The sequence below is a fragment of the Brevundimonas sp. UBA7664 genome (assembly GCF_002483305.1).
Taxonomy (GTDB): domain Bacteria; phylum Pseudomonadota; class Alphaproteobacteria; order Caulobacterales; family Caulobacteraceae; genus Brevundimonas.
This window is the reverse complement of record NZ_DLHQ01000059.1, coordinates 55,517-78,505: the sequence shown is the minus strand read 5'-3', so window position 1 is coordinate 78,505 and position 22,989 is coordinate 55,517. Positions and strand designations below refer to the sequence as shown.

Below are 22,989 nucleotides of genomic sequence, written 5' to 3'. Positions count from 1 at the left end.
TGGAGACGACCATGAGCCCTATCCTGTTCTTTGGCCGGGTCGGCGAGCGTCTGGGCCCGAAGGGGCGCCTGGACTTGCCCGCCGAGGGACTTCCGGTTCGAGAGATCCGTCGCCTGCTGGCCGAGCGCGACGAGGTCGCAGCGGACGCCCTGCTGCGGCCCGACGTCCGCGCGTCGGTTGATCTGGTCGTCGTCGGAGAGGACGCCTTGGCCCGGCCGGGTCAGGAGATCGCCTTCTTTTCACTGTTTTCGGGGGGCTGAGATGGCCCTCGACGTCAGGCTCACCAGCACGACCCTGTCCGCCCCTGCGGAGCTTGAGGCGTTTCTCGCCGGCCGCACGGTCGAGGGCGCTGTGGTGACGTTCACCGGCCTGGCTCGAGGCGCGGGCAAAGACGGTTCGGTCGTCGAGACTCTCACCCTGGATTGGTATCCCGGCATGACCGAGCGTTCGATGCAGGATATCGCCGAAGCCGCCGCGGTGCGCTTCCCGGTTACGGATCTGGTCGTGGTCCATCGATGCGGCGAGATCGTCCCCGGCGAGACCATCGTCTTCGTCGCCGCCGCCGCGGCCCACCGGCGCGAAGCCTTCGCAGCGGCGGACTATCTGATGGACAGGCTCAAGACCGAGGCCGCATTCTGGAAGCGCGAGACCGGCCCCTCCGGCACACGCTGGATCGAACCCGTAGACGAGGACCGCGCCGCCCTGGCGCGTTGGAAGGACGAGACCCCCTGATGGCCGGAAGAATTGACGAGACACTGCCGTTTCACCCGCTCAACATCGCGGTGCTGACCATCTCGGACACCCGCGATGAAACGACTGACACCTCGGGCGGCACGCTGGTCGAACGTCTGACCACGGCGGGCCATGTGCTGAAGGGGAAGGCCATCGTCCACGACGAGGTGGATGCCATCCGGAGCCAGCTGAGAATCTGGATCGAGGACCCGGACGTAGATGTGGTTCTGACGACAGGCGGCACGGGCTTTTCGCCCCGCGACGTGACCCCAGAAGCGGTAAAGCCGCTGTTTCGGCGCGAACTGGAGGGCTTTTCCGTGGTCTTCCACCTGGCAAGCCTGGGCACCGTCGGCGTGGCGACCCTGCAGTCTCGGGCCCTCGCGGGACAGGCCGAGGACACGTTCGTCTTCTGCGTGCCGGGTTCGACCGGAGCGTGCCGGGACGCCTGGGACCTGGTGCTGGCCGAAGAACTGGACAGCCGCTTCCGGCCTTGTTCCCTGGTTGGCCAGATCCCGCGCTTCAGGGGTATCTGCCCGTGAGCGCCCTGACCCATCTGGACAGCGGCGGGCGCGTGCACATGGTTGATGTCGGCGACAAGACGCCGACATCGCGGCGGGCTGTGGCGGAGGGGTGGGTCATCTGCGCGCCCGCGACCCTTGCCCTCGTCCGGGACGACCATGCGCCCAAGGGCGCCGTCATCACCACCGCCGAACTGGCGGGGATCATGGGCGCCAAGCGCACGGCCGACCTGATTCCGCTTTGTCACCCCCTCGGCCTCGACAAGGTCTCGGTGAAGATCGACCTCGACGAGGCGCTGCCCGGCTTCGTCGTCACCGCCGAGGCGCGTGTCTCCGGTCCCACCGGCGTCGAGATGGAAGCCCTGACGGCCGTCTCGGTGGCCTGTCTCACCCTGTACGACATGCTCAAGGCGGCCGACCGCGGGATGGTGATCAGCCAGGTCCGGCTGCTGTCCAAATCCGGCGGCCGCTCGGGCGACTGGACCGTGTCGTGATCGATTTCGATACCGCCCTCGCCCTGATCCTGAACGAGGCCCGCCCCCTCCCTTGCGAGACGGTGGCGCTGGACGCCGCCGCCGACCGCGTCCTGGCCGCCGATCTGCGGGCCCGCGGCGACGCCCCGCGCGCTGCGGTATCGGCCATGGACGGCTATGCCGTGCGCGACGCCGACCTTGCGACATTGCCGGCCCGACTTCCCATCGCCACCGTCGCCTTCGCCGGGCGAGCGGACGTGCCAAGCCTGCCCGCCGGAACCTGCGCCCGGGTCTTCACCGGAGGACCCGTACCCCACGGGGCCGACAGGGTCGTGGTCCAGGAGATTGTCGGCCGCGACGGCGATCTGGCCCTGTTCGAGGTCCCGCCCGGACCGGCGACTCACATCCGCGCGGCCGGTTCGGATTTCCGGGCCGGTGATACCCTGCTGCCGGCCGGGACCCTCCTCGGCTTTCGCGCGATGGTCGCCGCCGCCGCGGCGGATGTCGCCGACCTGTCGGTCGTGCGCCGGCCGCGCATAGTCATCCTCGGCACCGGTGATGAACTGGCGGAGCCGGGACAGGCGCTCGAGACACCCGGCAGTATTCCGGAAAGCGTCTCGTTCGGGGTCGCCGCCCTGGCGCGGCAATCCGGCGGCGAGGTGGTCGAACGTCGCCGCCTGACCGACACGCCCGAGACCCTTGAGGCCGCCGCTCGACTTGCCCTGAGCGAGGCCGATCTGGTGGTCGTGACGGGCGGCGCATCCGTCGGCGAGAAGGACTACGCCCGTTCGATGTTCGCGCCCTTCGGGCTGGAGCTGATCTTCTCCAAGGTGGCCATCAAGCCCGGCAAGCCGGTCTGGTTCGGGCGGGCAGACGGCACCCTGATCTTGGGTCTGCCCGGCAACCCGACCTCGGCGCTGGTGACGGCCCGCCTGTTCATGGCGCCGCTGGTCGCGGGCCTGACGGGCCGAGATCCTGCCGCACTGCTGGGCTGGCGGGACATGACCCTGACCGCGCCGCTGAAGGCCTGTGGAGATCGGGAAACCTTTGAGCGCGGCCGTCTGGTCGGAGGCGGCGTCGCGGGACTGGCTGTCCAGGATTCCGCGACCCAGATGGCCCTGGCGACAGCCGATGTGCTGATCCGGCGTCGGGCCGGCGCTGCCGCCCTCAACGCTGGCGACAATGCCCTCGTTCTGGACTTCTGAACCCGCTCAGAGGAAGCGCTGGAACAGGATGTTGTTCTCGAGGTGGACATGCTCGCGCAGGTCCATGTCCAGCTTGCTGCAGCCGGCATAAAGAGCACGCCAGGTGGTGCAAGCCCCTTCCGGCGGGACGAAGTCGTCGGTCAGCTCCGCCATGAAGCGGAGCAACGCCCCAAGGTCGTCATGGTCCTGCATCATCCGGGCGATCGGATCACGCAGAACCGGACCCATGCCCCTGATCATGGCTGGAAACAGGACCGCCTCTTCCTTGTGCTGGTGGTCTTCGAGGTCCTCGAACATATCGGCGAGCAGGTTGGCGAGCCCGCGGGGACAGTCGGTCCTGTCCTGATGAACTGACTCGACCCGGCGGGCCAATGCGATGACCTCGGGGAATTCGCGCCGGTGCACCTTGTGATAGCGCTCAATGATGTGGGCGATCAGATCGGCAGTCTCTGCGGGCGCATGGACCCCCGGGGTTTCCAAGGCGTGGAGTTCCGCCTCGAGGGCCGCCAGGTCCAGGCCGCGGCTCTCCGCTTCCTTCGCGAGCACGGTATCGCCCTTGCAGCAGAAATCGATCTTGTGGCGGCGAAAGACCGTGGCAGCTCCCGGAAGGATGACGGCGATCTCGCCGACAGACAGATGTTCAAGCGCCATGATCGAGGGTGTCCTCTTCGTTGCGCGCTCCGCTTTCACGGGCGCGTCGAAGCGTCTTCCTAGACCGTCGGCGCCGGCCGTTGCTTGACGTCAATCAAGCCTCGCGTTGATGGCGGTCCGGCTCCGCGACACCCACGGAAGCCTTCCCCGCGCCGCAGGGAATCACCGAGTCTGAACTCCGCTTTTGAAGGGGTGCAGACATGGCGTTCGACAGTCCGCTGGCCGGTGAGATCTGGAGCAGCAAATATCGTTTCCGGCCGCACGATGGGGCGGGAGACGCGACCGTCGAGGCCACGTGGGACCGGGTCGCCGCCGCCCTCGCCGAAGCTGAACCCGCGAAGTCGCGGGGACGCTGGCGCGCCCGGTTCCGGGAGGCCCTCGAAGGCTATCGCTTCCTGCCCGCCGGGCGAATTCTCGCCGGAGCCGGCACGGGCCGCGCCGTGACCCTGTTCAATTGTTTCGTCATGGGGACGGTTCCTGACGATCTCGACGGCATCTTTCAGCATCTGCGGGAAGCCGCGGTCACCATGCAGCAGGGCGGCGGCGTGGGAATGGACTTCTCCACGGTCCGACCCTCAGGGGCGCCGGTTCGGGGGGTCGGCGCGGAGGCCTCGGGCCCGCTCAGCTTCATGGACGTCTGGGACTCGATGTGTCGGACGATCATGTCGGCGGGTCAGAGGCGCGGGGCGATGATGGGTTGCCTCCGGATCGACCATCCGGACATCGAGGCCTTCATCGACGCCAAACGAAACGCGGTCCGCTTCCGGAATTTCAACCTCTCGGTGCTGGTCCCCGACGCCTTCATGACCGCCCTGGACGCCGACGCGGACTGGCCCCTGGTGTTCAACGGCGAGGTCCGGCGCACGGTCCGGGCGGCGGACCTGTGGAACCGCCTGATGCAGGCCACCTATGACGCCGCCGAACCGGGGGTGATCTTCATTGACCGGGTGAACGCCGCCAACAACCTGGCCCATTGCGAGGTGATCTCGGCCTCCAATCCCTGCGGCGAACAGATGCTGCCGCCCTATGGAGCCTGTCTGCTGGGGTCGATCAATCTCGCTCGCCTCGTCTCCGAGCCGTTCGAATCCGGCGCGGCCATGGACGAGGTGGAGCTGGCGGCGCTCACTCGCACAGCCGTGCGGATGCTGGACAACGTCATCGACATCTCCCGCTTCCCCCTGCCGGCCCAGGAAGCGGAGGCCCGCGCCAAGCGCCGCCTCGGCCTTGGCGTAACGGGGCTGGCCGACGCCCTGATCTTCTGCGGTGCCCGTTATGGCGAGGACCGCGCCGTGGCCCTGACGGAACAATGGCTCGGGGTGATCCGGCGCGAGGCCTATCGCGCTTCGGCCGAACTGGCGGCCGAAAAGGGCGCCTTCCCCCTCTACGATCCGGCCATGCTTGAGCGGCCCAACATGGCCAGCCTCGATCCCGAGACCCGCGAACTGATCGCGCGCCACGGTTTGAGAAACGGTTGTCTGACGTCGATCGCCCCGACTGGCACGACCTCTCTGCTGGCCGGGAATGTCTCTTCGGGGATCGAGCCGGTGTTCGCCTTCGCCTACACCCGCAAGGTGTTGCAGCCCGACGGCACCAAGCGCGAGGAGGCCGTCGAGGACTACGCCCTGGCGCTCTGGAAGCGGCTCAAGGGGGCAGATGCTCCTCTGGAGAGCGCGCCAGGGGAGGCCTTCGTCAGCGCCCAGACCCTGACACCCGAACATCATCTGCGGATGCAGGCGGCGGCCCAGGCCCAGATCGACAGTTCGATCTCCAAGACCATCAATTGCCCGGAGGACATCGCCTTCGACGCCTTCTCCGACGTCTATCGCCAGGGCTATCGTCTGGGCTGCAAGGGACTGACCACCTATCGGCCCAACGCCATCACCGGTTCAGTGCTGAGCGTCGAACCCACACCCACGCTTGCCCCGGTCCCGGCAGAACCTGTCCTGACGCCCAGGCCGGCGCGGCTCGAGGGCGCGACCTACAAGGTGCGTTGGCCGCTGGACCCGCACGCGGTCTATGTGACCATCAACGATTCCGGCGAGGAGGATGGGGGCGAACGTCGTCCGATGGAGATCTTCGTCAACTCCAAGAACATGGCCCACTACGCCTGGACGGTCGCCCTGACCCGGATGGTCTCGGCCGTCTTCCGGCGCGGCGGCGACGTCTCCTTCGTGGCGGAAGAACTGAAGGCGGTGTTCGATCCCGGCGGCGGCGCCTGGATGGAGGGGCGCTATACGCCGTCCCTCCCTGCGGCCATCGGCGCGGTGATCGAGCGCCACATGGCCCTCTCGGCCGGCGGCGCTGCCACGGCTGCGCCCGATCCGGCGCCCGGGTCCGCGACCGTGGCCGCGACTGTGGCAGTCCACGCCCCGTCGTCTTGTCCGCGATGCGGCACGCCGGGCCTGGTTCGCAAGGAGGGCTGCGACAGCTGCCTCGACTGCGGCTACTCCCGATGCGGATAGCCCCGCTAAGGGTCTCGTCGCCCACCCGTCGCTGGACCGAACTGATGTATCGGGCGCGGAGACCCGTCGAGACCCTGCTGACAGCGTCGCTTCGCGGGGTCGCCCGCCGTCAGCCCGAGGCGTTCGAGCGGCTCGGACCTGTCCGCCACGCCACTATCCGGATCAGCCCCGCCGACCTGCCCATCGCCTTCGAGATGCGGCCGGACGGCGTGGCCGGTTCCATACGGGTGGTGCGGCCGGACTCGGATGACGGCGCCGCTTCGGCTCACATCAGCGGCTCCTTGCTGACCCTTCTGGCTCTCTTCGACGGGCGCGGAGACGCTGATGGAGCCTTTTTCCAGCGGCGCATCGATATCGACGGAGACACCGCCGCCATCCTCGCTCTGCACAATGCGCTTGAAGCCTCGGAGTTGACGATGGCTGACATCCTGGGTCTGCCGCGAGGGCTCGAACCGATGCTGCAGACGGTGTTGTCCGTCGTCGGGCGCTGGCGTCAGGCCGAGGTTCGGCCATGACCGGCGCGCTGGAGCTGGTGTGCCCTGCCGGCTCGCCCGCCATGCTGAAGGCCGCGATCGATGCCGGGGCGGACAGCGTCTACTGCGGCTTCCGCGACGAGACCAACGCGCGTAATTTCCCGGGCCTGAACTTCTCTCCCGAGGAGCTGCGGGCAGCGACCGACTGGGCGCACGAACGCGGCGCCCGCGTTCTGCTGGCGCTGAACACCTTCGCCCGGGCCGACGCAACTGATCTCTGGCGACGCTCCGCCGACGCCGCCGCAGCCGCGGGCGTGGACGCCGTGATCGCCGCCGATCTCGCTGTGCTGTCGCATATGCGCGCGAACCATCCGGACACCCGGCTTCACCTGTCAGTCCAGGCGGCGGCGGGCACCCCTGAGGCGATCGCCTTCTACGCTCGCGAATACGGCGTGAAACGGGTGGTTCTGCCCCGCGTCCTCAGCGTCGAGGAAATCCGGAGCCTGACTCCGGAAATATCCGCCGAGACCGAGGCCTTCGTCTATGGCGGCCTGTGCGTGATGGCGGAAGGCCGCTGCGCCCTGTCGTCCTATGCCACCGGACGGTCTCCGAACCTGTCCGGCGTATGTTCGCCGCCCGAGGCTGTAACCTTCACCGAAGATCGTGGTGAGCGCACGACGCGGCTATCAGGCTTCGCCATCGACCGGCTGCCGGCGGGCCAGGTGGGCGGATACCCGACCCTGTGCAAGGGCCGGTTCCGCGGCGCGGCCGGGGAGCCGGCCTATCTCTTCGAGGATCCGGTCAGCCTCAACGCCATGAGCCTGCTGGCCGGGCTGGCACGGGCGGGGGTCACCGCTGTCAAGATCGAGGGACGACAGAGGGGCCGCGCCTATGTGGCGCGTGTCACCGCCGCCTTCCGGGCCGCCATCGACGCCATTGGACGTGGGGAATCTCCGGCTCCCTATGAGTCCCTGCTGGGCGACCTCGCCGAGGGTGCGCGCGAGACAACCGGCGCCTATCGGAAACGCTGGCGATGAGCGGGTTGATGGAACTGGCGATCGGACCGTTGCTATTCAACTGGCCCGCGGAGCGGGTCGAGGCCTTCTATGCCCGGATCGCCGACGAGGCCCCGGTCGAAACGGTCTATCTCGGCGAGGTCGTCTGCGGAAAGCGCCAGCCTTTGCTGCAGGACGTCCTGGCGCGGGCCGCCGAGCGGCTGGAAACCGCGGGCAAGACAGTGATCTGGTCCACTCTCGCCCTTCCCTCCACGTCCCGGGAGCGCCGGTTGGCGGCAGAGCTGGCCGCGGATCCCGATCATCTGATCGAGGCCGGGGACATGTCAGCGGTCTGGAGCCGGGCGCCCGCACCCTTCGTCGCCGGCCCGCTGTTGAACGTCTACAACGCCCCCGCCGCGGCGGAGCTGGTGCGGATGGGCTGTGTGCGCCTTTGCGCCAACGTCGAACTTCCCCTGACCTCCATCGCCGAGATCGCGCAGGCCTGCCCGGAGCTCGAACTTGAGCTATTCGCCTTCGGTCGTTTGCCGCTCGCCCTGTCGAGCCGCTGCGCCCAGGCCCGGATGGAGGGACTGCACCGCGACGCCTGCCGCTATGTTTGTGACCAACACCCCGATGGCATGGACGTCACGACAATCGAGGGTCAGGACTTCCTGGCCGTGAACGGCCTGCAGACGCTGTCGCACGGATGTCAGCTGGTCGACGTTGAAATCCAGCGGCTCAAGGAAGTCGGCGTGTCGGTTCTTCGGCTGTCGCCGCACAGTCTGGACATGGTCGCGGTCTGTAACCTGTTCCGGGCGTTCACCACCGGGCAGCTCACATCGTGGGAACTTGCCCAGGGGATCGAGCCTCTTGGGCCGCCCGGACCTCTGGTCAGCGGTTATCTGCACGGGGCGGCCGGCGCTCACCGAGGGGCTCGGGAGGTTGCGGCATGAACCTGTCCGAACTCGAGGCCCGTCGTGCGCGGATTGACCAGATCGATTCGGTCCTTGTGCGGCTTGTCGCGGCACGCCAGCGCCAGGTCGCCATCATTGCCGCACTCAAGGCGGGGCCGGACAGCGTTCGGGATCCCGCCCGGATCGCCGCCGTCCTCGCCCGCGTCCAGTCGACGGCGCGACGTTGCGGGCTGGACGAAGCGATCGCGATTCCTGTCTGGCGCGAGCTTCTGGAACGGTCAGCCGAGGCTCAGCAGATGCTTCTGGCGCTCGCCAGACAGGCTGATCCATCGCCTTGACGAAGGGCAGGCCGCAGCGGCCAGTTCATCAACTGGGTCTCCGCTCCGGTCCTCTATGCAGACCGTATCCGCCGTCCGGGAGTCCCCATGAACACCGCCGCTGCCATTCGTGCCCATCGCGGTCCCGCCGTTTTCAGCGTCGGCCTGCGCCCCTTCTTCCTGTTCTCTGCGCTTTGGGCCGCCATCGCCGCTCCGCTCTGGCTTTATGCCTTTCTCAGCGGCGGGCCTGTGGGTCTGAGCTGGCACGTCCACGAAATGTTGTTCGGCTACACGGGAGCGGTCGTCGTCGGCTTTCTGCTGACCGCTGTTCCCAACTGGACCGGTCGTCTGCCGGTCGTGGGCACGCCCCTGGCCCTGCTGTTCGGCCTGTGGCTGGCGGGGAGAGCCGCCATGCTCGCCACGGCTCTGAATGCGGATCTGTCGACGGAAGTCTGGCCGTTGATCATCGACGGCCTGTTCCTGTTCGCCATGGCCGGGGTGGTCTGGCGGGAAGTGTTGGCCGGGCAGAACTGGCGCAACGTGCCCGTCGCCGTCATGGTCACCCTCTTCGCCCTCGCCAATGCCGGATTTCACCTTGAGGCAGGGGCCGGCGGCGTCGCCAACCTGTCCACCCGGTTGGGCCTGGCGGTTGTGGCCCTGCTGATCGCTGTGATCGGCGGACGGGTCACCCCGAGTTTCACCCGCAACTGGCAGACCAAACGCGGCGGCCCTCTGCCCGCCGTCGCGGGCCGCTTGGACGTGGTCACCCTGGCCGTCACCGCTGCGGGCTTGTTGGCCTGGAGCGTGGCGCCGACGCATCCGGCCGCGGGCGCGCTGTTGCTGGCGGCGGGAGGGCTGAACCTGGTCCGGCTGATCCGCTGGCGCGGAGACGCCACGGTGGCGGAACCGCTCGTCTGGATTCTGCACCTCGGCTATCTGTGGCTGGCTGCGGGCCTCTTCTTCACGGGCTTGTCGGTCGCAGCACCCGGTCTGGTTCCGCCCTCTGTCGGCGTCCACGCCCTGACAGCCGGCGCGATCGGGGTGATGACTCTCGCCATCATGACCCGGGCCAGTCGGGGACACACCGGTCGCCCCCTGGCGGCCGGCAGGATTGAGGTCCTGATCTATGTCCTGATCAATGCCGCGGCCCTGACCCGGGTGACAGGCGGTCTCTTGCCGACCCTCTATCAACCCTTGTTGATGGTCTCGGCAGGGCTCTGGTCAGCGGCCTTCCTGGCCTTCGTGGTCGGCTATGGCCCGATGCTGCTGTCGCCCCGCCCGGATCGCGTCTGATCCCGGTCAGGCGTAGCGGGCCGCGGCGGTCGCCTTGACCAAGGCGATCACCTGCTTACCCGACGCCAGGGCGAGTTGTTCGCTCGCTTGCCGGGTGACCAGAGCCTTCAGCCTCAGCCCGCCCGCCTCGAGACGTACGAGGACACCGTCAGACCGAACTTCCAGCGCCGCGACCTGCATGGGCAGGCGGTTCTGAAAGCTGGCGTCGACCGGATCCGTCAGGGCGAGGGCCACATCCCGTGCGTCAACGACGACCCGCAACCGGTCGCCCGGAGCCACATCGAGGGGCGGGGCCAGAAACGGGGTGCCCGCCAGATCGATGCGGGTCGCGTTACTTGCCGGGTCGTGCGCGGTGACCCGCCCGTCGATAATCGACAGGGGCGCGCTGAGCCCGGCGGCGGTCTCGGCTTCCGGTCGATCAAACGCCGCATCCGGCGGCTCGGCGCCGACGGCGCGGCCGTCCCCGACCAACACCACACGATCCGCGAGGCGGGCGACTTCCTCGACCGCGTGGCTGACATAGAGGATGGGCGGTCCAGTCCGGGCCAGCTGATCCAGATACGGCAGGATGTCCCCACGACGGGCGCCGTCCAGCCCCGCCAGAGGCTCATCGAGGATCAGCAGACGGGGACGGATCAGCAGGGCCCGTCCGATCGCGACCCGTCGGGCCTCGCCGCCGGACAACGAACCGGGTCGGCGCTCCAGCAGGTTTTCGAGTCCCAACAGAGCCACCGCCTCGTCAAGGGCGGGTTCCGGATCGCCCGACCGGCGGGGGCCGTACAGGAGGTTGTCGCGGACCGTCATGTGCGGAAACAACCGCGCGTCCTGGAAGACGTAGCCGATGCGGCGTTTCCAGACCGGGACCGACACCCCTGCATCAGTATCGAGGAGCACCTCCCCGTCCAGCACCACCCGACCCCGGACGGGCGGGATCAGGCCCGCGACAAGTTCGGCCACCGTGGTCTTGCCGGCCCCGGAGCGACCGAACAGGCAGGTGATGCGGGCGTCGCTCGAGAAGGCGACTTCCAGAGAGAAGTCGTCGCGGACGATATGCGCTGACACCTCGAGCATCACCGCATCCCTCCGACCCGCCGCGCGACGGAGCGCGCGCCCCATTCCGAGAGAACGAGGGCGCCGATCGACACGCCGACCGAGATCAGGACCAATCTCAACAGGGCCGCCGCGCCGTCGGGAGCCTGGAGCAGGCTGTATATGGCCAGCGGCAAGGTGCGCGTCTCTCCGGGGATGCTGGCGACGAAGGTGATGGTGGCGCCGAACTCGCCTAGCGCCTTGGCGAAGCCCAGTACCGCCCCGGCCGCCACGCCGGGCAGCGCCAGCGGCAGGGTGATGGTGAGGAAGCGGACGACAGGCCGCGCGCCGAGCGTTTCGGCCGCTTGTTCGATCCGGGGATCGACCATGTCGAACGACAGGCGCACGGCCCGCACCAGCAGGGGGAAGCCCATGACCGCCGCAGCGAGGGCGGCGCCGGTCCAGTCGAAGGCGAAGACAATCCCAATCGGCTCGAGGAGTTTGCCCAGAGTGCCGCTGCGACCGAACAGCATCAGCAGGGCATAGCCGGTCACCACGGGAGGAAGGATCAGGGGCAGGTGCGTCAGGCCCGACAACAGGGCCTTGCCGGGGAAGCTGTAGCGCGACAGCAGATAGGCGATCGCGATCCCGGGCGGCAGGCTGAACAGCGTCGCCGTCAGGGCGACCTTCATCGACAGGCCGATGATCTGCAGCTCTTCGGGGCTCAGCGCGAACATTCGGAACCCTCAGGTCTGGGCCGGCGCCGGAGCGAAGCCGAACCGCCGGAACAGGGCCTTTCCCTCGGCGCCGGCCAGCATATCCAGAAAGGCCTGCGCGGCCGCGGGGTCGCCGGCTCCGTCCCGCCGACGAACCGGAGCCCCCGGATAGACGATCGGATCGTGGCTGGCAGGTGGAAAGGTCGCCACCACGCGCACCCGTGGCTCGGCTAATGCATCAGTCGCATAGACCAGACCCAGCGGGACCTCTCCGCGCGCGACGAGAGACAAGGCGGCGCGGACGTCATCTCCGGGTGCCCGCCGGTCCTTGACCCCGGACCAGAGGTTCAGGCGGACCAAGGCCTGCTCTCCGTAGCGACCCGCCGGTATTGAGGAGTCGGCGATCGCCAGTCGGCCTCCGCCCAATCGGTCGATGAAAGCGGCTGGGGAAGAGAGATCGACAGGATCGCCGGAGTCGGAGACCGGCGCGACCAGCACCAGTGCGTTGCTGGCCAGCCGACGCCGTGCGGACGTATCGACAAGGCCGCGCTGACCCAGCCAGTCCATCCAGCGCTCGTCGGCCGAAATGAACAGATCGGCCGGGGCGCCCTGGGCGATCTGGCGGGCCAGCTTGGCGCTGCCGGCGTAGCTGGCCCGAACAATCCGGCCGGTCTGCTGTTGGTGTTCCGCGGCGGCCGCGTCCAGGACTTCGCGCAGGCTGGCGGCGGCGAAAAGGTCGATCAGCGGCGTGCTGGCAGAGCGACGGGGCGCACAGGCGGTCAGCGCCGTGCCTGCAAGCACCACCAGCGCCCCTCGTCGACCAAGGCTGGCGCCCGCCGTCGTCATCAATCGAACCTCCGCCCGCGCCGTTCGCCGGGCCCGCACTCCTGCCTAGCATGGCGAGCCAGGCAACCGCACAAAGGGGGCCGAAAGCGCGCTTGATCTTCATCAAGGCCCGTCGCGCCCCGTGTCATAGGGTGTGCGGGGCTGGTCGACTATCAAACCCCCTGAGTTCGCTCCGAGCCGCCTGACCTGTAGCGCCCGCGCGCCATGGTCCGACGGCCGGATCCGCAAGGATCGAGGGCGGCGGGAGAAATCCCTCCGCCTCCCGTATTTGGAAAGGAGCTTCCATGGCGCTCGACGCCGCCCCCATGGCCGACGGCTTCGGCCGCCGGTTTCACTACCTTCGCCTTTCGGTGACGGAGGTCTGCAATTTCAGTTGCACCTACTGCCTGCCGAACGGCTGGAAAAAGACCGGACCGCTGTCGTTCCTGACAGTCGACGAGATTCGCCGTCTGGTCGCCGGTTTTTCCGATCTGGGGCTCAGCAAGGTTCGCCTGACTGGAGGGGAGCCCACGGTTCGCAAGGACTTCAACGCCATCATCGAGACGGTCGCGGCCGCGCCCGGGGTGGCCAAGGTCGCGATGACCACGAACGGCTGGAACCTGGCGCGTCACGCGGTCGACTGGCGGGCCTCCGGCCTCAGCCACATCAACGTCAGCATTGACTCGATCGACCCGGAAACGTTCCACCAGATCACCGGCCACGACAAGCTGAACCAGGTTCTGACGGGCCTCGACCTGGCGCTGGCCGAGGGCTTCTCCGCCGTGAAGGTCAACGCGGTCCTGCTGCGCGAGACGGCCGAGGCCGGCTTCGACGGCTGGGCGCGCTTTGTCAGGGATCGGCCGGTCGCAGTTCGCTTCATCGAGCTGATGAAGACGACCGACAATGACGACTATTTTGCCCGCCATCACGTCAAGGCCCAGGGGCTACGCGACTGGCTGAACCGGAACGGCTGGGTCCCGGCGCCGCGCGCCTTCGACGCCGGGCCGGCGCTGGAATATCACCATCCCGATCATGCCGGCGCCATCGGCCTGATCGCCCCATACGCACCCGGCTTCTGCGACAGCTGCAACCGGTTGCGGGTCACCTCGAAGGGCAAGCTTCGCTTGTGCCTGTTCGGCGACGGCGGCGTCGATCTGCGCGATCTGCTACAGGATGACGAAGACCGCGAGGCGCTGTCACAGCGCATCGTCTCCTCTCTGGGAGGAAAAACTGCGGGCCATTCGCTTGCTCTGGGGCGTTCGGGCGACCTGCGGAACCTGTCCCAGCTCGGGGGCTGATCAGCCGAGAACGGTGCCGCAGGTGCGCCCCGTCTGGGTGGCCCATCTCTCGCTTTCCGCCTTGCCGACGACGCCCTTCGGCGGCGGCATGTGATTGTCGATCAGCGGGTGCGGACGGGCCAGTCGCTCGAGGGCCTCTGGACGGCCAAGGTTGACCTCCGCGCCATGCACGACCACCCCGTAGCTCGACAGGTTGGCGAAGGCCCGTGACAGATTCTCCGGAGACATGCCGAGCAGCGAGGCCAGCACCCGCTTCTCATGCGGCAGGACGATCGGGTCACGCATTCCCTGTCGAACCCGCTGGGTGATCAGATAGTTGGCCAGCCGCTCGACGCCCCCGCGAAGCTTCTGGTTCTTTACGGCCCGGACCAGGCCGCGGTAACAGCCCGACAGTTCCTGGGACACCGCAAAGCTGAAGTCGGCGTCCTGTCTCATGGTGCGGCGAAGGGCCTCTCCCGACAGCATCAGGATCTCCGACCGCTCGAGGGTCCGCGCCGACATCAGCGCGTCAGCGTCCAGGACGACAGCCGCCAGAATAAACGTCGAGACTGGCCGCAGCAGCGCCAGGGTGGTCTCCTTTTCCTTCCAGGACCCCTGCAGTTCGACCGCCCCGTCAAGCAGCACATACAGGAAGTCGACCGTGTCGCCCTCCATCAGAAGGGTGGTGCCGGCGGGGAACCGCTGCAGGAAGGCGCCGGCCGTCACATCACGGAAAACCTCCGGGGTGGTCCGCGAGAACAACGGCAGGGCCCTGACACGGTCCAGATCGGCGGGGCGCATGGTCATTGTGTTGGTTCCTCGTGCGACTCGGTAGCGAGGCTCTGGGCTGATCGGCTTCGCTCCGTGCGGCCGCGACCTATCACTAGAACATCACTTGACGAGTATCAATCGGCGTAGATGATTGCGACAATCCAGCAGCCGACGATTTTCGTTTTACTACTGTTTTCTTGTATCCAATCCCGATTTAGCCAACTCCTCCAAGACTTCAATTGATAACCATCAAATAGCGCATTCAGAACGCGCGCTAGGAGTCATGGAACGACAGCCGGCAAGCGGCGACGTTCCATGGAGCAGGTCCGGTGGTATCCGCCTCTGAAACAGCAGCGCCAGGCGCCACTTCGGCCCTGTGGGTCAGCACCTTCGCCTTCACGGCCTGCTTCGCAGTATGGACGATCTTCTCGATCATCGGGGTCCAGATCAAGGCTGACCTCGGCCTGACAGAAGCGCAGTTTGGCCTGCTGGTCGGCACGCCGATCCTGACCGGTTCGCTGGTGCGCGTGTTCCTGGGAGTCTGGACCGAACAGTTCGGCGGACGGCGGGTCAGCCTGATCGTCATGATCCTGGCCGCCGCAGCCACCTTCCTGCTGTCCTACGCCGAGACCTATCCCCAGTTCCTCGTCGCCGCCCTCGGCGTCGGCATGGCGGGCGGGGCCTTCGCGGTCGGCGTCGCCTATGTCTCGAAATTCTTCCCCGCCGGACGGCAGGGCACGGCGCTCGGCATCTTCGGGGCCGGCAATGTCGGCGCGGCGGTGACCAAATTCGCGGCGCCCTTCGTCATGCTGACGCTGGGCTGGGAAGCGGTGGCGCAGGTCTGGGCCGGAGCCCTTCTTCTCATCGCGCTCGCGGCCTTCTTCCTGACCCGGGACGAGCCCCAGCTGGTTGAGCGTCGGCGGACGGGCCAGAAGCCCGTGGCGGCCTGGATGCAACTGGAGCCGCTGAAGGACCTCCGCGTCTGGCGGTTCGCGCTGTACTATTTCTTCGTCTTCGGCGGGTTCGTCGCCCTCGCCCTCTGGCTCCCGCACTATCTGACCGGCGCCTACGGAGTAGGCATCGGCGTGGCCGGGATGCTGGCCGCCGCATACTCGATCCCCGGCTCGCTGTTCCGGGTATTCGGCGGCTGGCTCTCGGACCGGGTCGGCGCCCGCAAGGTCATGTATCTGACCTTCATCATCAGCGTCATCTGCGCCTTCATCCTCGCCTATCCCGCGACGACCTATGTGGTCGACGGCATCGACGGGCCCATCCGCTTCCGCCTGGCGATGAACCTGCCGGTCTTCACCGTGGTGGTCTTTGTGCTCGGCTTCGCGATGAGCCTGGGCAAGGCGGCCGTCTTCAAACACATCCCGGTCTACTACCCGGACCACGTCGGCTCCGTCGCCGGGCTGGTGGGCATGATCGGCGGACTGGGCGGCTTCATCCTGCCCATCACCTTTGGCGTCCTGAACGACCTGACCGGGGTCTGGACCAGCTGTTTCATGCTGCTGTTCCTGCTCGTCCTCGCGGCCCTGATCTGGATGCATTTCGCCGTCCGTCGGATGGAGCGCCGTCGCTCGCCCATGCTGGCGACGCTGCCAGAATTTCCCGAGCTCGCCGGGGTCGGTCCCGATAAGACCGCCTCTGCCGCCCCTGCTTCTTCGCACTAGAGAAAGACGCGCATGTCCCGTCACATCCTGCACGACTGGCGCCCGGAAGAGCCGGCGTTCTGGGCCTCCACCGGCCAGCAGATCGCGCGTCGCAATCTGTGGATCTCGATCCCGAACCTGCTGCTGGCCTTTTCCATCTGGATGCTTTGGTCGACGGCGGCGACCCGCCTCAACATGGTCGGTTTCCAGTTCTCGACGGCCGAGCTGTTCTGGCTGACCGCGCTTCCTGCGCTGTCCGGGGCGACGCTGCGGATCTTCTACAGCTTCATGGTCCCGATTTTCGGGGGTCGCCTCTGGACCACCCTTTCCACTCTGTCGCTGGCGATCCCCGCCGTTGGCATCGGGATGGCGGTGCAGGACACGGGGACGCCGTATGTCGTCTTCGTCATCCTCGCCCTGCTGTGCGGCCTGGGCGGCGGGGCCTTCGCCTCGTCGATGGCCAATATCGGCTTCTTCTTCCCCAAGGCCCAGAAGGGCAACGCGCTCGCTCTCAACGCAGGCTTCGGCAACCTGGGCGTCAGCGTCCTCCAGTTCACGGCGCCGCTGGTCACCGGCATCGCCCTGTTCACGCCCCTGTTCGGAGCGCCCCAGACCTATCTGGAAAATGGCGTCCAGCATCAGGTCTGGCTGCAGAACGCCGGCTTCGTCTGGGTGCCGTTCATCCTGATCGCCGCCGCTGCGGCGTGGTTTGGAATGAACGATGTCGCCTCCGCCCGCGCCTCGTTCCGTGAGCAGGCCGTGGTGTTCAAGCGCAAGCACAACTGGCTGATGTGCTACCTCTACATCGGCACCTTCGGCTCGTTCATTGGCTTCTCGGCGGCCTTTCCGCTGCTGGGCAAGACCCTGTTTCCCGACGTCAATATCCTGCAGATCGCCTTCCTCGGGCCGCTGGTGGGCGCAGCCTCGCGGGCGATGACAGGCTGGGTTTCCGACCGCTGGGGCGGCCATAACGTTACCCAGGTCGTCTTCTATGCGCTGATCGCAGGCGTGCTGGCGGTGCTCTACAGCGTCGGCGCCTTCGGCGGCGAGCCAGTGTTCGGCCTGTTCTTCGCCAGCTTCATCTGGCTGTTCTTCTGGACCGGCGTGGGCAACGCCTCGACCTTCCAGATGATCCCGGCCCTCGTGCGCGCCGACATGCCCCGCCTCCTGCCCCTCGCAACGCCCGCCGAGCGGCTGAAGGCGGCGGAGCTGGAAGGGGCGGCCATCGTCGGCTTCTCGTCGGCCATCGGCGCCTACGGCGGCTTCTTCATTCCCCTGGCCTTCGCCAACTCGATGAAGGCCACCGGGGGTCCGGTCACCGCCCTCTACATCTTCCTGGCCTTCTACATCACCTGCGCTGTCGTGAACTGGGTGTTCTACGCCCGCCGGCGCTCGATCCTGAACCCCACCCTGAAAACGGCGGCCTGATCATGAGCCATACCCTTGACCGTCTCGCCTTCTTCACGCGCAAGACCGAGCTGTTCTCCGACCGTCACGGCGTTATGAACGACGAGGATCGCGGCTGGGAGGAGGCCTATCGGAACCGCTGGCGCCACGACAAGGTCGTGCGCTCGACCCACGGCGTGAACTGCACGGGCTCCTGCTCCTGGAAGATCTACGTCAAGGGCGGGATCGTCACCTGGGAGACCCAGCAGACCGACTACCCCCGCACCCGGCCCGACCTGCCCAATCACGAACCACGCGGCTGCGCCCGTGGGGCCAGCTACAGCTGGTATCTGTATTCGGCCAACCGCGTGAAATACCCGCTGGTGCGGTCCCGCCTGCTGCGCGTGTGGCGCAAGGCGCGCGAGACCATGGAGCCGGTCGCGGCCTGGGCGTCGATCCAGAACGATCCGGTTGCTCGCAAGTCCTATACGAGTATGCGCGGCGCCGGCGGCTTTGTGCGGGGCACCTGGGACGAGATCACCGAGATCATCGCCGCGGCCAACGCCCATACGGTCAAGCGCTGGGGCCCCGACCGGGTGTTCGGTTTCTCGCCGATCCCGGCCATGTCGATGATCTCCTATGCGGCCGGCGCCCGCTACCTGCAGCTGCTGGGCGGGGTCACCGGCTCCTTCTATGACTGGTATTGCGATCTGCCACCGGCTTCGCCCCAGACCTGGGGCGAGCAGACCGACGTCGCCGAGAGCGCCGACTGGTACAATTCCAGCTTCATGCTGCTGTGGGGCTCGAACGTTCCCCAGACCCGCACGCCAGACGCCCATTTCTACACCGAGGCCCGCTACCGCGGCGCCAAGTCCGTCGTCATCTGCCCCGATTACTCCGAGGCCTCGAAATTCTCGGACCTGTGGCTTCCGGTCAAACAAGGGACCGACGCAGCCCTGGCCATGGCCTTCGGCCACGTGATCCTCAAGGAGTATCACGTCGACAAGCAGGTCCCGTATTTCCGCGACTACCTGCGCCAGTACAGCGACCTGCCGATGCTGGTCCGCCTCGTCCCCCAGGAGGGCGGCTATGTGCCCGAACGCCTGGTGCGGGCGTCGGATTTCGTCGGCGACCTCGAACAGGCCAACAACCCCGACTGGAAGACGGTCGCCATCGACGAAGCTACCGGCGAGATCGTCGTGCCCAATGGCTCGATCGGCTTCCGCTGGGGCGAGGACGGCCGCTGGAACCTTGAGGAACGTGACGCCGCGGGTCGCGAGACCAAGCTGAAGCTGGGCCTCAAGGACGCTCATGATGAAGTGGCCGGCGTCCGCTTCCCCTATTTCGCTAACACTGCCAGCAATGGCTTCGCCTCCACAGACCACCCCGATGTCCTGACCCGCAACGTGCCGGTCCGGCGGGTGAAACTGAAGGACGGCGAAGCGCTGGTGGCCTGCGTCTACGACCTGTTCCTTGCCAACTACGGCGTGGACCAGGGCTTCGGCGGCGACTGCATGCCTGAGTCCTTCGACGACCTGCAGCCCTATTCCCCGGCTTGGGCCGAAGCCATCACCTCGGTCCCGCGCGACCAGATCATCGCCACCGCCCGCGGCTTCGCCACCAATGCCGAGAAGACCAACGGCAAGTCGATGGTGATCATCGGCGCGGCGATGAACCACTGGTTCCACATGGACATGAACTACCGTGGCGTCATCAACATGCTGGTGATGTGCGGTTGCGTCGGTCAATCCGGCGGCGGCTGGGCCCACTATGTCGGTCAGGAAAAGCTGCGGCCGCAGACCGGCTGGGCTCCCCTGGCCTTCGCCACCGACTGGATCCGTCCGCCGCGGCAGCAGAACTCCACCTCCTTCTTCTACGCCCACTCCGACCAATGGCGCTACGAGACCGTCGGCATCGACGAACTGCTTTCGCCTACGGCTCCCGACGGCCCGTGGAAGGCGTCGATGATCGACTTCAACGTTCGGGCCGAGCGGATGGGCTGGCTGCCCTCAGCCCCGGCGTTGAAGACCAACTCGCTTGATGTGGCCAAGGCGGCCGAAGCGGCTGGCGTCGACCCCAAGACCTACACCCTCGACGGACTGAAAGACCGCTCGATCCAGCTGTCCTGCATGGACCCGGACGACCCGGCCAACTGGCCGCGGAACATGTTCATCTGGCGCTCGAACCTGCTGGGGTCCTCCGGCAAGGGCCACGAGTATTTCCTCAAACACCTGCTCGGCGCCTCGCACGGCGTCCAGGGCAAGGATCTGGGCGAGACCGGTCAGGTAAAGCCCGTCGACGTCGTCTGGCATGACGAGGCGCCGGAAGGAAAACTCGACCTGCTGGTGACACTCGACTTCCGCATGTCGACCACGGCGGTCTATTCCGACATCGTTCTGCCGACGGCGACCTGGTACGAGAAGAACGACCTCAACACCTCCGACATGCACCCCTTCATCCACCCGCTTTCGGCGGCCGTGGACCCCGCCTGGGAGTCGAAGTCGGACTGGCAGATCTTCAAGGCCATCGCGAAGAAGTTCTCGCAGGTGGCGCCCGAGGTCCTGGGCAGGGAGAAGGACGTCGTCCTCACCCCGATCCAGCACGACAGCCCCGGCGAGATGGCGCAGCCGTTCGAGGTGAAGGACTGGTTCCTCGGCGAGTGCGAGGCGATCCCGGGCAAGACCATGCCCCAGATCACCGTGGTCGAGCGCGATTATCCCAACCTCTACAAGCAGTTCACAGCCCTCGGCCCGCTGCTCGACAAGGTCGGGAACGGCGGCAAGGGCCTGGCTTGGAAGACCGGACATGAGGTCGATCTGCTGCGCGAGTTGAACGGCGCCGTGCTCGAGCCCGGCCTGACAGAAGGCATGCCCAGCATCGATACCGACATCGACGCCTGCGAGACCATCCTGATGCTGGCGCCGGAGACTAATGGCGAGGTCGCGGTCAAGGCCTGGGAGGCGCTGGAGAAACAAACCGGTCGCGAGCACGCCCACCTGGCCCTGCCCAAGGAGGACGAGAAGATCCGCTTCCGCGATCTGCTCGCCCAGCCGCGCAAGATCATCTCATCGCCCATCTGGTCGGGCATCGAGAGCGAAAAGGTCTGCTACACCGCCGGCTACACCAATGTGCATGAGCTGATCCCTTGGCGGACGCTCACCGGCCGCCAGCAGCTCTATCAGGATCACCTGTGGATGCGGGCCTTCGGCGAGGCGCTCTGCGTCTACAAGCCGCCGATCGATCTGAAGACGACGCATGTGAAGGGTCTCAAGCCCAACGGCGAGACCGAGATCGTCCTCAACTTCATCACCCCGCACCAGAAGTGGGGCATCCACTCCACCTATTCCGACAATCTGCTGATGCTGACGCTCAATCGCGGCGGGCCGGTCGTCTGGATTTCGGAGACGGACGCCCGCAAGGCCGGCATCGTCGACAACGACTGGATCGAGGTCTTCAACGCCAACGGGGCGCTGACAGCCCGGGCCGTGGTCTCCCAGCGGATCCGTGAAGGCACGACCTTCATGTACCACGCCCAGGAGAAGATCGTGAACACGCCGGGGTCGGAGATCACCGGCCGGCGCGGCGGCATCCACAACTCGGTCACCCGCACCGTGCTGAAGCCGACCCACATGATCGGCGGCTACGCCCAGCTGTCCTACGGCTTCAACTATTACGGCACCGTGGGCTCCAACCGGGACGAGTTCATCGTTCTCCGCAAGATGAAGACGGTCGACTGGCTCGATGAGCCGCTCGAATCCAAGGAGTTCGGCCAATGAAGATCCGCGCACAGATCGGCATGGTGCTGAACCTCGACAAATGCATCGGCTGTCACACCTGTTCGGTGACCTGCAAGAACGTCTGGACCAGCCGCAAGGGCGTCGAATACGCCTGGTTCAACAACGTCGAGACCAAGCCGGGCATCGGCTATCCCAAGGAGTGGGAGAACCAGAAGAAGTGGAACGGCGGCTGGCGGCGCAAGGCCAACGGCAAGATCGAGCCGCGCATGGGCGCCAAATGGCGCATCTTGGCCAAGATCTTCGCCAACCCCGACCTGCCCGAGATCGACGACTATTACGAGCCCTTCGACTTCGACTACGGCCACCTGCAGACGGCGCCGGAGATGAAGCATTTCCCCACCGCCCGGCCGCGTTCGCAGATCACCGGCAAGCGGATGGAGAAGATCGAATGGGGCCCGAACTGGGAGGAAATCCTCGGCGGCGAATTCTCGAAGCGGTCTCAGGACACGAATTTCGAGGGGATCCAGAAGGAGATCTACGGCCAGTTCGAAAACACCTTCATGATGTACCTGCCAAGGCTTTGCGAGCACTGCCTCAACCCCACCTGCGTGGCCGCCTGTCCTTCCGGCGCGATCTACAAGCGCGAGGAAGACGGCATCGTCCTCATCGACCAGGACAAGTGCCGGGGCTGGCGGATGTGCGTCTCGGCCTGCCCGTACAAGAAGATCTATTACAACTGGGACTCCGGCAAATCGGAGAAATGCACCTTCTGCTTCCCGCGCATCGAGGTCGGCCAACCGACCGTCTGTTCTGAGACCTGCGTCGGCCGCATCCGCTATCTTGGCGTACTGCTCTATGACGCCGACCGGATCGAGGCGGCCGCTTCCACCCCGGACGTGAAAGACCTCTACCAGGCCCAGCTCGACATCTTCCTGGATCCCCACGACCCCGCCGTCATTGCCCAGGCCCGCGCCGACGGCGTGCCGGAAGCCTGGCTCGAGGGTGCTCGACGCAGCCCGGTCTACAAGATGGCCATCGACTGGAAGGTCGCCTTCCCGCTGCACCCCGAATACCGGACCCTGCCGATGGTCTGGTATGTGCCACCGCTGTCGCCGATCCAGAACGCCGCCGCCGTCGGAGCCCTGGAGATGGACGGCGAGATGCCGGATGTGAACTCGCTCCGCATTCCGGTGAAATACCTCGCCAACCTGCTGACCGCTGGCGTCGAGGCGCCGGTGACCCTGGCGCTGCGGCGGATGCTGGCCATGCGGGCCTATATGCGGGCCCGGACCGTGGACGGACGGATCGACCACGGCCTCGCCGAAACGGTCGGCCTGACCGCCGTCCAGATCGACGACATGTACAAGATCATGGCCATCGCCGATTACGAGGATCGGTTCGTCATCCCTTCGACCCATCGCGAGACGGTCGAGGACGCCTACGACCTGCGCGGCGGCTGCGGCTTCACCTTCGGCAACGGTTGTTCAGGCGGCCGCACCGAACTGGGCCTGTTCGGCCCCGACAAACGCTCACGCGCCAAACCGACAGCAGAGGTGGCCTGAT

At 66.8% G+C, this 22,989-nt stretch carries 21 protein-coding genes and 1 riboswitch; of the genes, 16 read left to right on the top strand and 5 right to left on the bottom strand.

Features of this window, described 5'->3' with window-relative positions; genetic code table 11:
• The first annotated feature begins 11 nt into the window (after positions 1–11).
• The 5 genes from B2742_RS14185 to B2742_RS14165 are packed head-to-tail and all read left to right on the top strand — an operon-like array spanning position 12 to position 2,928.
• Positions 12–260 carry a MoaD/ThiS family protein gene (locus B2742_RS14185; RefSeq protein ID WP_292067505.1) on the top strand — a complete coding sequence of 83 codons (249 nt, stop codon included), beginning with the start codon at positions 12–14 and terminating at the stop codon, positions 258–260.
• A 1-nt stretch (position 261) separates the two neighbouring features.
• On the top strand, positions 262–732 hold the full coding sequence (locus B2742_RS14180) for a molybdenum cofactor biosynthesis protein MoaE (protein ID WP_292067503.1): 471 nt from the start codon (positions 262–264) through the stop codon (positions 730–732).
• Entirely contained in the window at positions 732–1,271 is a 540-nt protein-coding gene (gene moaB, locus B2742_RS14175; protein WP_292067500.1) for a molybdenum cofactor biosynthesis protein B, read from the top strand. The genes B2742_RS14180 and moaB overlap by 1 nt, the downstream gene beginning before the upstream one ends.
• Positions 1,268–1,744, top strand: a complete 477-nt coding sequence (gene moaC, locus B2742_RS14170) for a cyclic pyranopterin monophosphate synthase MoaC (protein ID WP_292067498.1) — start codon at positions 1,268–1,270, stop codon at positions 1,742–1,744. The genes moaB and moaC overlap by 4 nt, the downstream gene beginning before the upstream one ends.
• Positions 1,741–2,928: a molybdopterin molybdotransferase MoeA gene (locus B2742_RS14165; RefSeq protein ID WP_292067496.1), complete on the top strand. Its 1,188-nt coding sequence runs from the start codon at positions 1,741–1,743 to the stop codon at positions 2,926–2,928. Before moaC ends, B2742_RS14165 begins: the two co-directional genes overlap by 4 nt.
• Positions 2,929–2,934: 6 nt before the next feature.
• Here B2742_RS14165 and ric read toward each other — a convergent pair whose 3' ends face one another.
• On the bottom strand, positions 2,935–3,579 hold the full coding sequence (gene ric, locus B2742_RS14160; RefSeq protein ID WP_292067493.1) for an iron-sulfur cluster repair di-iron protein: 645 nt from the start codon (positions 3,577–3,579) through the stop codon (positions 2,935–2,937).
• A gap of 200 nt (positions 3,580–3,779) precedes the next feature.
• Between ric and B2742_RS14155 the strand changes: the two genes are divergently transcribed.
• The 6 genes from B2742_RS14155 to B2742_RS14130 all read left to right on the top strand — a co-directional run bounded on the left by B2742_RS14155 (position 3,780) and on the right by B2742_RS14130 (position 10,033).
• Entirely contained in the window at positions 3,780–6,041 is a 2,262-nt protein-coding gene (locus tag B2742_RS14155; protein WP_292067491.1) for an adenosylcobalamin-dependent ribonucleoside-diphosphate reductase, read from the top strand.
• Positions 6,042–6,085: 44 nt separating this feature from the next.
• Complete coding sequence (gene ubiT / locus B2742_RS14150; protein ID WP_292067489.1) at positions 6,086–6,556, top strand: ubiquinone anaerobic biosynthesis accessory factor UbiT; 471 nt, start codon at positions 6,086–6,088, stop codon at positions 6,554–6,556.
• Positions 6,553–7,551, top strand: a complete 999-nt coding sequence (gene ubiU / locus B2742_RS14145) for a ubiquinone anaerobic biosynthesis protein UbiU (protein ID WP_292067487.1) — start codon at positions 6,553–6,555, stop codon at positions 7,549–7,551. The genes ubiT and ubiU overlap by 4 nt, the downstream gene beginning before the upstream one ends.
• A gap of 8 nt (positions 7,552–7,559) precedes the next feature.
• Entirely contained in the window at positions 7,560–8,462 is a 903-nt protein-coding gene (gene ubiV / locus B2742_RS14140; RefSeq protein WP_292067485.1) for a ubiquinone anaerobic biosynthesis protein UbiV, read from the top strand.
• On the top strand, positions 8,459–8,761 hold the full coding sequence (locus B2742_RS14135) for a chorismate mutase (protein ID WP_292067484.1): 303 nt from the start codon (positions 8,459–8,461) through the stop codon (positions 8,759–8,761). The genes ubiV and B2742_RS14135 overlap by 4 nt, the downstream gene beginning before the upstream one ends.
• A gap of 87 nt (positions 8,762–8,848) precedes the next feature.
• A complete protein-coding gene (locus B2742_RS14130) occupies positions 8,849–10,033 on the top strand; it encodes an NnrS family protein (protein ID WP_292067481.1) in 1,185 nt (394 codons plus the stop codon).
• A gap of 6 nt (positions 10,034–10,039) precedes the next feature.
• On the opposite strand, the gene modC is transcribed toward B2742_RS14130, so the two are convergent.
• The 3 genes from modC to modA are packed head-to-tail and all read right to left on the bottom strand — an operon-like array spanning position 10,040 to position 12,624.
• Positions 10,040–11,104: a molybdenum ABC transporter ATP-binding protein gene (gene modC, locus B2742_RS14125; RefSeq protein WP_292067479.1), complete on the bottom strand. Its 1,065-nt coding sequence runs from the start codon at positions 11,102–11,104 to the stop codon at positions 10,040–10,042.
• Positions 11,104–11,799 (bottom strand): molybdate ABC transporter permease subunit, encoded by a 696-nt coding sequence (gene modB, locus B2742_RS14120; RefSeq protein WP_292067477.1) that lies wholly within the window; start codon positions 11,797–11,799, stop codon positions 11,104–11,106. Before modB ends, modC begins: the two co-directional genes overlap by 1 nt.
• A gap of 9 nt (positions 11,800–11,808) precedes the next feature.
• Positions 11,809–12,624: a molybdate ABC transporter substrate-binding protein gene (gene modA, locus B2742_RS14115; RefSeq protein WP_292067475.1), complete on the bottom strand. Its 816-nt coding sequence runs from the start codon at positions 12,622–12,624 to the stop codon at positions 11,809–11,811.
• A gap of 158 nt (positions 12,625–12,782) precedes the next feature.
• Positions 12,783–12,919, top strand: a riboswitch (molybdenum cofactor riboswitch).
• Here modA and moaA point away from each other — a divergent pair.
• Positions 12,909–13,901, top strand: a complete 993-nt coding sequence (gene moaA / locus B2742_RS14110) for a GTP 3',8-cyclase MoaA (RefSeq protein WP_292067473.1) — start codon at positions 12,909–12,911, stop codon at positions 13,899–13,901. It overlaps the preceding riboswitch by 11 nt.
• Here moaA and B2742_RS14105 read toward each other — a convergent pair whose 3' ends face one another.
• Positions 13,902–14,681 (bottom strand): cyclic nucleotide-binding domain-containing protein, encoded by a 780-nt coding sequence (locus tag B2742_RS14105; RefSeq protein WP_292067631.1) that lies wholly within the window; start codon positions 14,679–14,681, stop codon positions 13,902–13,904.
• Between the two features lie 299 nt (positions 14,682–14,980).
• On the opposite strand from B2742_RS14105, the gene B2742_RS14100 reads away from it, so the two are divergent.
• The 4 genes from B2742_RS14100 to narH are packed head-to-tail and all read left to right on the top strand — an operon-like array spanning position 14,981 to position 22,988.
• Positions 14,981–16,324, top strand: a complete 1,344-nt coding sequence (locus B2742_RS14100) for an MFS transporter (protein WP_292067471.1) — start codon at positions 14,981–14,983, stop codon at positions 16,322–16,324.
• Positions 16,325–16,336: 12 nt separating this feature from the next.
• Positions 16,337–17,731, top strand: a complete 1,395-nt coding sequence (locus tag B2742_RS14095) for an MFS transporter (protein ID WP_292067469.1) — start codon at positions 16,337–16,339, stop codon at positions 17,729–17,731.
• Positions 17,732–17,733: 2 nt separating this feature from the next.
• Positions 17,734–21,465, top strand: coding sequence for a nitrate reductase subunit alpha (locus tag B2742_RS14090; protein WP_292067467.1), 3,732 nt, complete (start codon positions 17,734–17,736; stop codon positions 21,463–21,465).
• Complete coding sequence (narH, locus tag B2742_RS14085) at positions 21,462–22,988, top strand: nitrate reductase subunit beta (protein ID WP_292067465.1); 1,527 nt, start codon at positions 21,462–21,464, stop codon at positions 22,986–22,988. The genes B2742_RS14090 and narH overlap by 4 nt, the downstream gene beginning before the upstream one ends.
• Position 22,989: the final 1 nt, after the last annotated feature.

Excerpts from the sequence above, each read along its gene's own strand:
- B2742_RS14185 (WP_292067505.1), top strand. The coding sequence starts at position 12 with ATGAGCCCTATCCTGTTCTTTGGCCGGGTCGGCGAGCGTCTGGGCCCG.
- B2742_RS14180 (WP_292067503.1), top strand. The coding sequence starts at position 262 with ATGGCCCTCGACGTCAGGCTCACCAGCACGACCCTGTCCGCCCCTGCG.
- moaB (WP_292067500.1), top strand. The coding sequence starts at position 732 with ATGGCCGGAAGAATTGACGAGACACTGCCGTTTCACCCGCTCAACATC.
- ric (WP_292067493.1), bottom strand. The coding sequence starts at position 3,579 with ATGGCGCTTGAACATCTGTCTGTCGGCGAGATCGCCGTCATCCTTCCG.
- B2742_RS14155 (WP_292067491.1), top strand. The coding sequence starts at position 3,780 with ATGGCGTTCGACAGTCCGCTGGCCGGTGAGATCTGGAGCAGCAAATAT.
- ubiT (WP_292067489.1), top strand. The coding sequence starts at position 6,086 with ATGTATCGGGCGCGGAGACCCGTCGAGACCCTGCTGACAGCGTCGCTT.
- ubiU (WP_292067487.1), top strand. The coding sequence starts at position 6,553 with ATGACCGGCGCGCTGGAGCTGGTGTGCCCTGCCGGCTCGCCCGCCATG.
- ubiV (WP_292067485.1), top strand. The coding sequence starts at position 7,560 with ATGGAACTGGCGATCGGACCGTTGCTATTCAACTGGCCCGCGGAGCGG.
- B2742_RS14135 (WP_292067484.1), top strand. The coding sequence starts at position 8,459 with ATGAACCTGTCCGAACTCGAGGCCCGTCGTGCGCGGATTGACCAGATC.
- B2742_RS14130 (WP_292067481.1), top strand. The coding sequence starts at position 8,849 with ATGAACACCGCCGCTGCCATTCGTGCCCATCGCGGTCCCGCCGTTTTC.
- modC (WP_292067479.1), bottom strand. The coding sequence starts at position 11,104 with ATGCTCGAGGTGTCAGCGCATATCGTCCGCGACGACTTCTCTCTGGAA.
- modB (WP_292067477.1), bottom strand. The coding sequence starts at position 11,799 with ATGTTCGCGCTGAGCCCCGAAGAGCTGCAGATCATCGGCCTGTCGATG.
- modA (WP_292067475.1), bottom strand. The coding sequence starts at position 12,624 with ATGACGACGGCGGGCGCCAGCCTTGGTCGACGAGGGGCGCTGGTGGTG.
- moaA (WP_292067473.1), top strand. The coding sequence starts at position 12,909 with ATGGCGCTCGACGCCGCCCCCATGGCCGACGGCTTCGGCCGCCGGTTT.
- B2742_RS14105 (WP_292067631.1), bottom strand. The coding sequence starts at position 14,681 with ATGCGCCCCGCCGATCTGGACCGTGTCAGGGCCCTGCCGTTGTTCTCG.
- B2742_RS14095 (WP_292067469.1), top strand. The coding sequence starts at position 16,337 with ATGTCCCGTCACATCCTGCACGACTGGCGCCCGGAAGAGCCGGCGTTC.
- B2742_RS14090 (WP_292067467.1), top strand. The coding sequence starts at position 17,734 with ATGAGCCATACCCTTGACCGTCTCGCCTTCTTCACGCGCAAGACCGAG.
- narH (WP_292067465.1), top strand. The coding sequence starts at position 21,462 with ATGAAGATCCGCGCACAGATCGGCATGGTGCTGAACCTCGACAAATGC.